Annotated in this window: 10 protein-coding genes; 6 read left to right on the top strand and 4 right to left on the bottom strand. The window is 67.8% G+C overall.

Annotated features, from left to right (window positions below; genetic code table 11):
• Positions 1 to 5 precede the first annotated feature (5 nt).
• Together AUL32_RS03800 and argE are read right to left on the bottom strand one after the other, a co-directional pair.
• A complete protein-coding gene (locus AUL32_RS03800) occupies positions 6 to 1,283 on the bottom strand; it encodes an NAD(P)/FAD-dependent oxidoreductase (protein ID WP_061975057.1) in 1,278 nt (425 codons plus the stop codon).
• A gap of 124 nt (positions 1,284 to 1,407) precedes the next feature.
• Complete coding sequence (gene argE / locus AUL32_RS03795) at positions 1,408 to 2,550, bottom strand: acetylornithine deacetylase (protein WP_062111898.1); 1,143 nt, start codon at positions 2,548 to 2,550, stop codon at positions 1,408 to 1,410.
• 261 nt (positions 2,551 to 2,811) lie between these two features.
• Here argE and AUL32_RS03790 point away from each other — a divergent pair, with 261 nt between their 5' ends.
• From AUL32_RS03790 to AUL32_RS03765, 6 genes are all read left to right on the top strand, one after another.
• Complete coding sequence (locus tag AUL32_RS03790; RefSeq protein WP_062111897.1) at positions 2,812 to 4,431, top strand: ABC transporter substrate-binding protein; 1,620 nt, start codon at positions 2,812 to 2,814, stop codon at positions 4,429 to 4,431.
• A gap of 65 nt (positions 4,432 to 4,496) precedes the next feature.
• Positions 4,497 to 5,453, top strand: a complete 957-nt coding sequence (locus AUL32_RS03785) for an ABC transporter permease (RefSeq protein ID WP_061975051.1) — start codon at positions 4,497 to 4,499, stop codon at positions 5,451 to 5,453.
• Positions 5,450 to 6,337: an ABC transporter permease gene (locus AUL32_RS03780; protein ID WP_082659249.1), complete on the top strand. Its 888-nt coding sequence runs from the start codon at positions 5,450 to 5,452 to the stop codon at positions 6,335 to 6,337. The genes AUL32_RS03785 and AUL32_RS03780 overlap by 4 nt, the downstream gene beginning before the upstream one ends.
• 1 nt (position 6,338) lies before the next feature.
• Complete coding sequence (locus tag AUL32_RS03775; RefSeq protein ID WP_062111893.1) at positions 6,339 to 8,012, top strand: ABC transporter ATP-binding protein; 1,674 nt, start codon at positions 6,339 to 6,341, stop codon at positions 8,010 to 8,012.
• A 145-nt stretch (positions 8,013 to 8,157) separates the two neighbouring features.
• Complete coding sequence (locus AUL32_RS03770; RefSeq protein WP_062111891.1) at positions 8,158 to 9,540, top strand: aminotransferase class III-fold pyridoxal phosphate-dependent enzyme; 1,383 nt, start codon at positions 8,158 to 8,160, stop codon at positions 9,538 to 9,540.
• A gap of 14 nt (positions 9,541 to 9,554) precedes the next feature.
• Positions 9,555 to 10,634 carry a tartrate dehydrogenase gene (locus AUL32_RS03765; RefSeq protein WP_062111889.1) on the top strand — a complete coding sequence of 360 codons (1,080 nt, stop codon included), beginning with the start codon at positions 9,555 to 9,557 and terminating at the stop codon, positions 10,632 to 10,634.
• Positions 10,635 to 10,710: 76 nt separating this feature from the next.
• Here the strand turns inward: AUL32_RS03765 and AUL32_RS03760 are convergent, their stop codons facing one another.
• Both AUL32_RS03760 and AUL32_RS03755 read right to left on the bottom strand, forming a co-directional pair.
• Complete coding sequence (locus AUL32_RS03760) at positions 10,711 to 11,496, bottom strand: inositol monophosphatase family protein (RefSeq protein WP_244497631.1); 786 nt, start codon at positions 11,494 to 11,496, stop codon at positions 10,711 to 10,713.
• Entirely contained in the window at positions 11,493 to 12,377 is an 885-nt protein-coding gene (locus AUL32_RS03755; RefSeq protein WP_062111887.1) for a glycerophosphodiester phosphodiesterase family protein, read from the bottom strand. The genes AUL32_RS03760 and AUL32_RS03755 overlap by 4 nt, the downstream gene beginning before the upstream one ends.
• Positions 12,378 to 12,502: the final 125 nt, after the last annotated feature.

Here is a 12,502-nt window from a genome sequence, read left to right as displayed (position 1 = left end):
TCTTTCTAGTGCAGAACATCCTGAAGGCGGTAGTAGGCACCGACGAAAGGCAGGAACCAGGGCGGCCCGAAATGGCCCGGCACGGCCTTCCAGTCGAGCCCGGCAAAGGGGTTGCGCTCGCCCCGCCCTTCCAGCACCTCGGCCATGACGCCGCCCATATGGGTCGCCATCTGCGTTCCGTGGCCGCTATAGCCCATGGAATAGAAGAGCCCGTCCTTCACGCCCGCGCGCGGCAGGCGGTCGGAGGTCATGTCCACCACGCCGCCCCAGCAATAGTCGATGCGGGTGCCGGCCAATTCGGGGAAGACGCGGTCGAGCGTGCGGCGCAGGACGCGTCCGCTCTTCTCGTCCTGCGCCGGGTTGGACACGGCAAAGCGCGCGCGTCCGCCAAACAGGAGCCGGTTGTCGGGCGTGATGCGGAAATAGGTGCCGACATTCTTGGAGTCGGTCGCCATGCGCCGGGTCGGCATGAGGCGGTCGATCAGGTCCGGCGCCAGCGGCTCGGTCGCGATGATGAAGGAGCCGATCGGCACGATGCGACGGCGAAACCAGCCGAGCGGGCCGATGGTCGAGGTGCCTGTGGCGAGCAGAACCTGCTCGGCGCGAAGGGTGCCGCGCGCGGTCTCCACCTCGTGGGCCGTGCCTTGAAGGCGCTTGAGGCCGCGCACGGGCGCGTGTTCGTAGACGCCGGCGCCATGGCGCACGGCGGCCGAGGCGAGGCCGCGTGCGAACTTGCCGACATGCATGCCGGCGCTCTTCTTATAGACGAGCCCGCCATGAAAGGCGTCGGAGCCGACCTCGGAGCGGATGTCGCCGGGCGCGACCAGCATCGTGTCGGGGTCGGCCCGCTTCGACAGGGCCTCGAACGTGCGCTGCAGCTTGTCGAAATGCTCGGGCTTGGCGGCGAGCTTCAGCTTTCCGCCCCGGCGGAAATCGCAGTCGATCCCCTCCTCGCGCACAAGCCGCTCCACCGTGTCCACGGCCGCGTCATAGGAATGGTAGAGCGCAACGGCGCGCTCCTCGCCCAGCATCGCCGAGGCCGAGCGGAAGTCGAGCGCGAAGCCGTTGTTGCACTGGCCACCATTGCGGCCCGAGGCCGCGCCTCCCACCTCGCCCGCTTCCAGCACCGCGACGCTTGCGCCGCGTTTGGCCAACGCGAGAGCGGCCGAAAGGCCGGTGAAGCCGCCGCCGACCACCGCCACGTCCACCCGGCCGGGCACGGGCCCTTCAGCGCCCAGCGTGAAGGCCGGCGCCGTATCGAGCCAATAGGATGCGAGCTTCATGGCCAAATCACCTGTGGGGGAAGCGGCTGCGAGGTTCGTCCTTGCAGATCCAGCCCCATCTTCATCCATATCGTATGATTGTCAACAATTATAACGTAAGTCGCCCGACCCTTTGGACGCAGCGTCAGGTCAGCTCCGCGAAGAGACGGCGAAGGGCCGCGCGGCAGCTTTCCAAATCTTCCAGGCCGATGGATTCGTTCGGGCGATGCGCCTCGCGGATGCTGCCGGGACCGCAGATGATGGAGGGCACGCCTGCCGCCTGGAACAGCCCGGCTTCGGTGCCGTAGCTGACGGCGCCTAGCGCTGCATGACCGGAGATGCGCTCCGCTAGCCCGCGCAGCGGCGAGTCGTCGGGCAGGTCCAGCGCGGGATAGGCCGAGAGGATTTCGCTCTCCACGCGCAGGCTGCGCCCCGCCATTTGCAGCGGGCGCAGCAGCACGGCGATGCAGCGGTCGAGTTCAGTGGCGATCGCCATGGGATCGACGCCCGGCACGGCCCGCGCCTCCCATTCGACGCGGCAGAGATCGGGCACGATGTTGACGCCCGTTCCCCCGCCGACGACGCCCACCTGAAGCGTCGAGGCGGCGGGCTCAAACTGCGGATGAAACGGGCCTTTCGCCGCATATTCCTCGTGCAGGGCGCGGACCAGCGCGATCACGTCCGCCGCCAGATGCACGGCGTTGTCGGCAAGGTCCGGCCGCGAGGAATGGCCGGCGCGCCCGTGGATCGTCACGCGCCCCGCGACCTTGCCCTTGTGCCGCAGGACGGGGCGCATGTCGGAGGGCTCGCCGACGATGCAGGCCTCCGGCGGCGCGCAGAGCTGGGGAAGCCGCTCGATCATGTGGCGCACGCCGACGCAGCCGATCTCCTCGTCATAGGACAGGGCGACATGCACGGGGCGGCTAAGCTTCTCGGGCAGTTCGGGCAGCATGGAAAGGACGGCGGCGACGAACCCCTTCATATCGGCCGCGCCGCGCCCGATCAGCCGATCGCCCTCGCGCCGCAGCCGAAACGGATCGCCGCCCCAGCCCTCCGCCGGAGCGGGCACCACGTCGAGATGCGCGGAGAGAATGACGCCCGGCACGTCGCGCGGGCCGAAGCTGGCGAAGAGATTGACCCGGTCGCCCTCCGGGCCGGTCATCATCGTCACCTCGCCGCCGGCCGCCACGAGCCTGTCGCGGGCAAAGCCTGCGATCTCGCCGTTCGGCGTGCGGCAGACGGAGGGGAACCCGACGAGGCGCTCGAGAAGCGGAAGGAGTTCGGACATGCGGACCTGCCTCTGGGCGATGCCGAGGGCGCGTGCCGGGTCGGCTTCGATGGGATGCCTGGGGACGCCTGCGAGAGGGACGACCTCACAAAAAGCGTTACCACGCCGTTCTGATTGTTGACAATCCTACGAGGATGATGCTGTTTGTTTGTGCCGACGCGAGACTGCGCAAAAATGCGGCGCTGCAACAAGGACGCCGAAAGCCCTCCGTCACCGCCATCATTTCAGCCATCAACAGCCATGCCGGAAGGAAAGACGACGATGTCGAAGCTCGACGCAGACGCATTCGAAGCCATGTCGCCGAAGGACCGCACTCTGGTTCTCGACACCGTCCGCAGGGGCGCCAACCGGCGCGAAGTGCTTGCCATGCTCGGCCTCGCCGGCATGGGCCTCGCCATGGGCGGCTCGGTCTTCACCGGCGCGACCCGCGCTTTCGCCGCCGAGCCAAAGCGCGGCGGCTCCATCCGCGTCGCCAGCTACGCCGCCTCGACGGCCGACACGCTGGACCCGGCCAAGGCGTCCAACGCCTCCGACTACACGCGCTGCAACTTCTTCTACAACGGCCTGACCACAATCGACGAAAGCGGCGCGCCCCAGCCGGCGCTGGCCGAAACCTTCGAGACCAAAGACGCCAAGGTCTGGGTCTTCAAGCTGCGCAAGGGCGTAACCTTCCACGACGGCAAGAGCTTCACCTCCAAGGACGTGCTCTACTCGCTGAAGCGCCATCTCGACCCGGCGATCGGCTCCAAGGCGCAGAAGCTCGCCGCCCAAATGGCCGAAATCTCGGCCAACGGCGACGCGGAAGTCCAGATCACGCTGACCGGCGCCAATGCCGACTTCCCGACGATCCTCGGCACCAGCCAGTTCCTGATCGTGCCGGACGGCACGACCGACTTCTCCAAGGGTGTCGGCACCGGCCCGTTCAAGCTGGGCGAGTTCCAGCCGGGCGTGCGTACGATCGCGCTGCGCAACGAGAATTACTGGCGCCCCAACGCGCCCTATCTCGACCAGATCGAGTTCTTCGGCCTCGCCGACGAGCAGGCCCGCGTCAACGCGTTGATGTCGGGCGACGTGCAGCTCGCCTCCACCATCAACCCGCGCTCGCTGGCGGTGATCGAGGGCGCCGGCGCGTTCGACGTGCTGCGCACCGACGCCGGCAACTACACCAATCTCATCATCCGTCTCGACGAGGGTCCGGGCCAGAACTCCGACTTTGTCATGGGCATGAAGTACCTGACCAATCGCGAGCAGATCCAGAAGGCGATCTTCCGCGGCTACGCCGAGGTCGCCAACGACCAGCCGATCCCCAAGTCCAACCGCTTCCACGCCGACCTGCCGCAGCGCGCCTTCGACCCGGACAAGGCGAAGTTCCACTTCGAGAAAGCCGGCGTCCTCGGCCAGACGATCCCGATCGTCGCCTCGCCCGCCGCCGACAACTCGGTCGAGATGGCGACCCTCCTGCAGCAGGAAGCCAAGAAGGTCGGCTTCACGCTCGACATTCAGCGCGTGCCCTCGGACGGCTTCTGGTCGAACTACTGGATGAAGTCGCCGGTCGGTTTCGGCAACATCAACCCGCGCCCGACCGCCGATCTCCTGCTCAGCCTCTTCTATCTCTCGGACGCCGACTGGAACGAGTCGCGCTGGAAGAACCCCAAGTTTGACCAGCTGGTCGTCGGCGCCCGCGCCGAGACGGACGACGCCAAGCGCAAGCAGATGTACCACGACGCGCAGGCTCTCATTCACGACGAGTCCGGCGTCATCATCCCGGCCTTCACCTCCAATCTCGACGTCCATTCCAAGACGCTGAAGGGAATGAAGCCGATGACCACCGGCCCCATGATGGGCTTTGCCTTCGGCGAGCACGTCTGGCTCGACGCCTGATCCGAACAAAGGTCCCGGCCGGCGCTCCAAACGGGGCGCCGGCGGTTTCTTGAAAGGCCAAGCGCATGAACAGCCGCATCGGAAAACTCGTCGCCGGGCGCCTCGCGGTGGCGCTCGGAACCCTGTTCTTCGTGTCCTTCGTCGTGTTCGGCGCGACGCAGCTCCTGCCGGGCGACGTGGCGCAGGCCATTCTGGGCCAGAGCGCGACGCCGGACGCCGTCGCGGGCCTGCGCACCGCGCTCGGCCTCGACGAGCCGGCGCTCCTGCGCTTCGTGCATTGGCTGGGAGGTCTGGTGACGGGCGACGCCGGCCTGTCGCTGGTCAGCCGTCAGCCGGTCAGCGATCTGATCTGGACGCGGCTCACCTCGTCGCTGACGCTGGCCGGCATCGTCGCGGCCATCTCCGTGCCGCTCGCGCTATTTCTGGGCATCACCACCGCCGTCTGGCGCGGCTCGGCCTATGACCGCACGGTCGGCATCCTCACCATTTCCGTCGTGTCGGTTCCCGAATTCCTGGTCGCGACGCTGGCGGTGCTGATCTTCGCCGTGCACCTCCATTGGCTGCCGGCCCTCTCCTTCCTGCCGCCCTCGGCGACGCCGCTCCAGTTCCTGCGCGCCGTCGCCATGCCGGTGGTCAGCCTGTCCTTCGTGGTCGTCGCGCAGATGGTGCGCATGACCCGCGCCGCGATGATCGAAGCGCTGAAGGCGCCCTATGTCGAGATGGCGATCCTCAAGGGCGCGAGCCCGCTTCGCGTCGTCCTGCGCCATGCACTGCCCAACACGGTGGGCGCGGTGGCCAACGCCGTCGCGCTCAGCCTTTCCTATCTGCTCGGCGGCGTCATTATCGTCGAGACGATCTTCAACTATCCCGGCATCGCCAAGCTGATGGTGGACAGCGTGTCCATGCGCGACATGCCCGTCGTGCAGGCCTGCGCCATCGTCTTCTGCGCCGTCTATCTCCTCCTCGTGACAATGGCCGACATCATCGCCATCGTCTCCAATCCGAGGCTGCGTCATCGATGAGCCCCTTTGCCCGCTCCACTCCCCTCGCGTCCGTGAGCCAGCCCATGCCGGAGACCCGTCCCAAACGCCGGCTTCATCTCAACGCCATGACGGTGATCGGCGGGGTCCTCATCCTTCTCGCCGTGCTGACCGCCCTGTTCGGCACAACGCTGGCCCCGCATGACGCCGGCGAGATCGTCGATTTCGACGTGTTCGGCCCGATGAGCGCCACCTATCCGCTCGGCACCGACTATCTCGGCCGCGACATGCTGAGCCGCGTTCTGCTCGGAGCGCGCTATACGGTCGGCATCGCCTTCGTCGCCACCGCGCTCGCCTGCTCCTGCGGCATCGCGCTCGGCCTGTTCGCGGCCGTCATCGGCGGCCTTGCCGACAGCGCCCTGGCGCGCACGTTGGACGCGCTCACCTCCATCCCGTCCAAGATGCTGGCGCTGGTTCTGGTGGCCGGCCTCGGCTCGTCGCTTCCCGTGCTGACGCTGACGCTCGCCTTCATCTACGTGCCGGGCTGCTTTCGCATCACGCGCGCGCTCGCCGTCAACATCGCGCAGGAAGACTTCGTGCTCGCCGCCCGGGCGCGCGGCGAAGGGCGCGGCTACATCATGATGCGCGAGATCATGCCCAACATGCTGGGTCCGCTTCTGGCCGATTTCGGCCTGCGCTTCGTCTTCGTCGTTCTGCTCCTGTCCAGTCTCTCCTTCCTCGGGCTCGGCGTGCAGCCGCCGGAAGCCGACTGGGGCTCGCTGGTGCGCGAAAACATCGCCGGCCTTCCCTACGGCGCGCCGGCCGTCATCGTTCCCGCGATCGCGATCGCCATCCTCACCATCGGCGTCAATCTCTTCATCGACAATCTGCCCGGCCGCCGCCGGGCCGGCGCGGGGAAAGCCTGACATGACGGATCTCAAGGCAAGCGGGCTTCGCACCTCCGGCCAGGTCGTGGTCAAGGGCCTTCGCGTCGTGGCGCGCGAGCGGCGCGAGGAAACCGTGATCGTCGAGAATATCGACTTCACCATCCAGCGCGGCGAGGTCCTGGCGCTGATCGGCGAGTCCGGCTCGGGCAAGACCACGATCGCGCTCGCCACGATGGGCTATGCCCGCAAGGGCTGCCACATCCATTCCGGCCATGTCGAAGTGTTCGGCACCGACATCACGGCGGCGGGCGAGAAGGCGCTGCGCCAGATCCGGGGCAACCGCATCGCCTATATCGCGCAGAGCGCGGCGGCCTCGTTCAATCCTAGCCGCACGATCATGGCGCAGGTCATCGAAAGCGCTGTGATTCACGGCTCGATGGGCGCGGACGAGGCGCGAACCAAGGCCAAGGCGCTGTTTCGCGAGCTCGCCCTGCCGCATCCCGACACGATCGGCGACCGCTATCCGCATCAGGTCTCGGGCGGCCAGCTGCAGCGGCTTCTCGCCGCCATGGCGCTGTTGAACGACCCCGATCTCGTGATCTTCGACGAGCCGACCACCGCGCTCGACGTCACCACGCAGATCGAGGTTCTCTGCTCGTTCAAGAAGGCGGTGCGCGATCGCGGCATCACCGGCATCTATGTCAGCCACGACCTTGCCGTGGTGGCGCAGATCGCCGATCGCATCGCCGTGCTGCGCGATGGCCGCCTGAAGGAAGTGGCGCCGACGCAGGAAATCATCACCGACGCCAAGGACCCCTATACCCGCCAGCTCCTGGCCGCCGCCGAGCCCGCCAGCCGGCGCGAGGGCGCGCGCGAGCCGGACCATGTCGCCGCGCCTATTCTGGAAGCCAAGGGCATTCTGGCCGGCTATGGCCAGCGCGAGCGCGACGGCAGCCCCAAAGTGCGCATTCTCGACGATGTCGGATTCCGTCTGCCCAAGGGCGGCACGCTGGGCGTCATCGGAGAATCCGGCTCGGGCAAGTCGACCCTCGCGCGCGTCGTCGCCGGCATCCTGCCGGCGTCGCGGGGCGAGGTGCGGCTCGCCGGCAAGGTGCTGGCGCCGTCTCTGAACGAGCGCCAGCGCGACGAGCTTCGCCGCGTGCAGATCGTCTTCCAGAACGCCGACACGGCGCTGAACCCGGCGCAGACGATCGGCGAAATCCTCGGCCGCCCCCTCACCTTCTATCATGGCCTCGGTACCGCAGAGCGACACAAGCGAACCTTGAGGCTGCTCGATCTCGTCCGCCTGCCCGCCGGCGTTCTCGAGCGCCTGCCGTCCGAAATGTCGGGCGGGCAGAAGCAGCGCGCCAATCTCGCCCGGGCGCTCGCCGCCGATCCCGACGTTATCCTGTGCGACGAGGTCACCTCGGCGCTCGACACGGTGGTGGCCGAGGCGATCCTCGATCTTCTGGCCGAGCTGAAGCGCGAACTCGCCGTGTCCTATGTCTTCATCAGCCACGATCTCGGCGTGGTCCGCGCCATCAGCGACGAGGTCCTGGTGCTCCAGAACGGGCGCATCGTGGAAAGCGGGCCGACCGAGACGCTGCTCGCCAACCCGCGCGAGGACTACACCAAGCTGCTCCTTTCCTCGGTGCCGGAACTGCGCACCGGCTGGCTGGACGAGGTGAACGCCAAGCGCCAGCAGGCGGCCTGACGGCAGGCGGCTTCGGCCGCGATCTTCTGCCGGAACGCCGCCCGCAAACGCTTCGAAATGGGCCGCGCATGCGCCGGCCCCGGCACCATCTTCCGCGCGAACGGGATCAATCTCGGGCTCCAGCCTTTCCACCGGAGCCCGTCCCATGCGCGCCAACTCCCTGATCGAACTCGATCGCGAGCACCTGATCCACCCCGTCGTGTCCTGGAGCGGGCACGAGAAGCGCGGCGCCACGGTGCTCCAGTCGGCCAAGGGCGTGATGCTGACCGACAGCGAGGGGCGCGAGTTGATCGACGGCTTCTCCGGCCTCTGGTGCGTCAATGTCGGCTACGGGCACGAGTCGATCGTGGAGGCCGCGGCCGAGCAGATGCGCCGCCTGCCCTATGCCACCGGCTATTTTCACTTCTCCTCCGAGCCCGCCATCCGGCTGGCCGCCGGCATCGCCGAACTGGCGCCGGGCGATCTCAACCATGTCTACTTCACGCTCGGCGGCTCGGACGCGGTGGATTCGGCCGTGCGCTTCATCCGCTATTTCTACAATGTGACGGGCCGCCCGACCAAGAAGCACATGATCGCGCTGCAGCGCGGCTATCACGGCTCTTCCACGGTCGGCGCGGGCCTCACCGCGCTCCCCGTTTTCCATGACGGGTTCGACGCGCCGATGCCCATCCAGCACCACATCGCCTCGCCCTATCCGTATCGCAACCCGAACGGATCGGACGATGCCAGCGTCATCGCCTCCTCCGTCGCGGCGCTGCGCGACAAGGTCGAGGAACTGGGGGCGGAGAATGTCGCGGCCTTCTTCGTCGAGCCGGTGCAGGGGTCGGGCGGCGTCATCGTGCCCCCCGACGGCTGGCTGAAGGCGATGCGCGAGGCCTGCCGCGAGCTCGACATTCTCTTCGTCGCCGACGAGGTCATCACTGGGTTCGGGCGCACCGGCCCGCTCTTCGGCTGCGAGCACGACGGCGTGGTGCCCGACCTGATGACGGTCGCCAAGGGCCTCACGTCGGGCTATTCGCCGATGGGCGCGGTGCTCCTGTCCGACACGATCTACCGGGCGATCGCCGACAACGCGCCGGCTGGAAAGCCGATCGGCCACGGCTTCACTTACTCCGCCCATCCGGTTTCGGCCGCCGTCGGCCTCGAAGTGCTGCGCCTCTACACCGAGGGCGGCATTCTGGCGAACGGCCAGCGCTCGGGCGCCCATTTCACGCAGCGCCTGCAGGCGATGGAAAGCCATCCGCTGGTCGGCGACGTCAGAGTGCGCGGCCTGCTCGCCGGCGTCGAACTCGTGACCGACAAGCAGAAGCGCCTGAAGCCCACCGCCGACCTGAAGGTCGCCGAGCATCTCAGCCGCCTCGGCTACGAGAAGGGGCTGATCTTCCGCGCCTTCGCGGACGACATCGTCGGCTTCGCCCCGCCGCTGGTCTGCACGATCGAGGAGATCGACCTGCTCGTCGACCGGTTCGAGGCGGTGCTGGACGGGCTGCTCGAGATCCCCGACATTCGCGGCGCCCTGGCGGCTTGAGGGAGAAGACCGATATGAGCGAGACCAGACATTACACGATCGCCGTGATCCCTGGTGACGGGATCGGCCTCGAAGTCATGCCCGAGGGCGTCAAGCTTCTGGAAGCGGCGGCGCGCCGCTTCGGCTTCACGCTGGACCTCCGGCACCACGAATTCGCCTCCTGCGACTATTATCTCCAACACGGCAAGATGCTGCCGGACGACTGGAAGGCGATCCTTTCGCCGATGGACGCGATCTTCTTCGGCGCCGTCGGCTGGCCGCAGAAGGTGCCCGACCACATCTCGCTCTGGGGCTCGCTGCTGCAGTTCCGCCGCGAGTTCGACCAATATGTGAACCTTCGCCCCGTGCGCCTCATGCCGGGCGTGCCCTGCCCGCTGAAGGGCCGCGAGCCCGGTGACATCGACTTCATGGTGGTGCGCGAGAACACGGAAGGCGAATATTCCGCCGTCGGCGGCACCATGTTCCCCGGCACCGAGCGCGAGGTGGTGATCCAGGAAACGGTGATGAGCCGCCACGGAACGGACCGCATCCTGCGCTTCGCCTTCGATCTGGCAAAGGCCCGGCCGAAGAAGCACCTGACCTCGGCCACCAAGTCCAACGGCATCGCCATCACCATGCCGTGGTGGGATTCGCGGGTCGAGGCCGTGGGAGCGGACTATCCCGACGTGCGGAGTGATAAGTACCATATCGACATTCTCACCGCGCATTTCGTCCTGAACCCGGACCGGTTCGATGTCGTGGTGGGCTCCAACCTCTTCGGCGACATCCTCTCCGATCTCGGTCCGGCCTGCACGGGCACGATCGGCATCGCGCCCTCGGCCAACATCAACCCGGAAGGGCGCTTCCCCTCCTTGTTCGAGCCGGTGCACGGCTCGGCGCCCGACATCGCGGGCCAGGCCATCGCCAATCCGATCGGCCAGATCTGGACGGCGGCGATGATGCTGGAGCATCTCGGCGAGACGGAAGCCGCAGCCGCGATCGTCGCGGCGATCGAGACCGCGCTTCAGACGCCGGAAGGGCGCACGCGCGATCTCAAGGGCGAAGCCTCGACGGGTCAGGCCGGCGACGCCGTGCTGCGCGCCTTCGAAGCCTGATCTCGGCGCGATCCCCTGACATAGTAAAGCCCGCGCCGAGCGATCGACGCGGGCCTTTTTGTCTGTTCGGGGGGAACTATTGGGCGGCGACGCCTGCTCTCTCGCCTTCTCCGAGCGCATCACGCAGGAGCGCGGCCGTCCCGGCATGGATGCCATAGGCGCCGTCCGCGTGCTGACTGATCTCGACCTCCAGCCCCAGTTCGCGGCAGATCGCAGCGCCGCCCGCGATGTCCCACATCGTCGTCACCGGCTGGATGTGCCCGTCGAAGCGACCGAGCGCGGCAAACAGCATGGAGACCGAGGTGCAGTGGAAGGATTCCACGATCCAGTTCCGCTCTCGCAGGCGGCGCTGCAGCGCGATCGTGGCCTCCAGATCCTCGCCGGGACTGTCTCCGATCGACACGAGACCCAGCCCTTCGACCGTGACCCGCCGCTCGAACGGAACGCCGTTGCGCAGGACGCCGGCTCCCTTGGCCCCGGCCATGAGTTCGCCTAGGCAGGGCGCGGCGATGGCGCCGACGGTGGGCTCGCCCTCTTCCACGAAGCCGAGCGACACGCCCCAGAGCGGCGAGCCGGCCAGAAAGTTCGACGTTCCGTCGATGGGATCGACGATCCAGTAGCGCGCGGCGGTCTCGCCGCCGGCCTCCTCGCCGACCACGGCCTCGCCCGGGAAGCGCTCGGCCAGCAGGGCGCGCACGCGCGTCTCGATCGTGCGGTCGGCGTCGGACACGAAATCGCGAGGACCGGCCTTGGTCTCGACCGCCAGCCCCGCGCGCTGCGAGAAGAAGCCGAGCGCGTCGTTTGCTGCGGCCTTCACGATCTCGCTCGCCGCGTCGCGGCGCGCCATGCGCTCGAGCGTCACGGACGGGCGCTCTTGAGGCCGCGCCCGGCGAGATAGGCGACGAGAGCCTGCGACTCGTCGGTCTGCATCGCGCCGACGCCGAGATCGAGCAGCCGCCCCCAGATGGCGTCCGCGTCGGCCATGGCCGCCGTGTCGTTGAAGTCGGTCATGTGAGCCACGTCCAGCGTGTTGAGCCAAATCCGCGCGCCGATCGTGCGCGCCACTTCCATGCCCGTTTCCAGATCGGCGACGCAATGGGGCTTGCACTCGATCATGAAGGGCGACAGCGGCGCCAGCGCGGCGAGATCGCCGGCAAAGCCCTGCGGCGCCGAGACGACGACCGGCATGAAGGGCAGCGGGCCGAAGGCGGGATGATCGGTCGGCAGCTGCGCCAGCTCGCTGGATTTCAGCTCGGCCTTCACCACCACGCCGGCGCTAAAACCGCCGCTGAGAATCTCGGCCGAGACCGCCGGCAGCTCGCTCACCGACTTGGTGTCGATATTAACGAGCACGCGCCCGCGCGCCTCTTCCAACGCCTCGAAAAGCGAAGGCACCCGCTCCTCCGTCAGCGCCGCGCCCTCGTCGCCGCCCCGCTCGCGAAGCCGCATCCGGCGGATGGCCTCGCCCGTCTCAGCGCGGACGGGGCCGGTTCCTTCCGTGGTGCGGTCCAGCGTGTCGTCGTGGATCACCACCATCGCGCCGTCGGCGGCTTGGCGCACGTCGATCTCCACCATCCCGACGCCGAGCGCGATGGCGTCGCGAATGGCTTGGATAGAGTTTTCGGGCGCCCGCGCCCAGGAGCCGCGATGGGCGATCACCAGGATATCGGCCGGGTCGAAATCCAAAACGGGAGAGCGCAGCGACAGCGGCTCGGCGGCGGGAGCGGCGAAACGGGAGGTCATGGGGGCTCGGACGATTCGTGAAGGGGAAAGGCTGATCTCACGGCGAGAAGCGGTGGACGCCGAGCCGGGCGCTAGCACGGGCCCCATGTCACCTCGGTGACAGTCTCGTCATGGATTTTTGACGG

The organism is Aureimonas sp. AU40 (assembly GCF_001463785.1).
In the GTDB taxonomy this organism is placed as follows: Bacteria; Pseudomonadota; Alphaproteobacteria; order Rhizobiales; family Rhizobiaceae; genus Aureimonas.
This window is presented reverse-complemented; position numbering and strand designations above follow the sequence as displayed.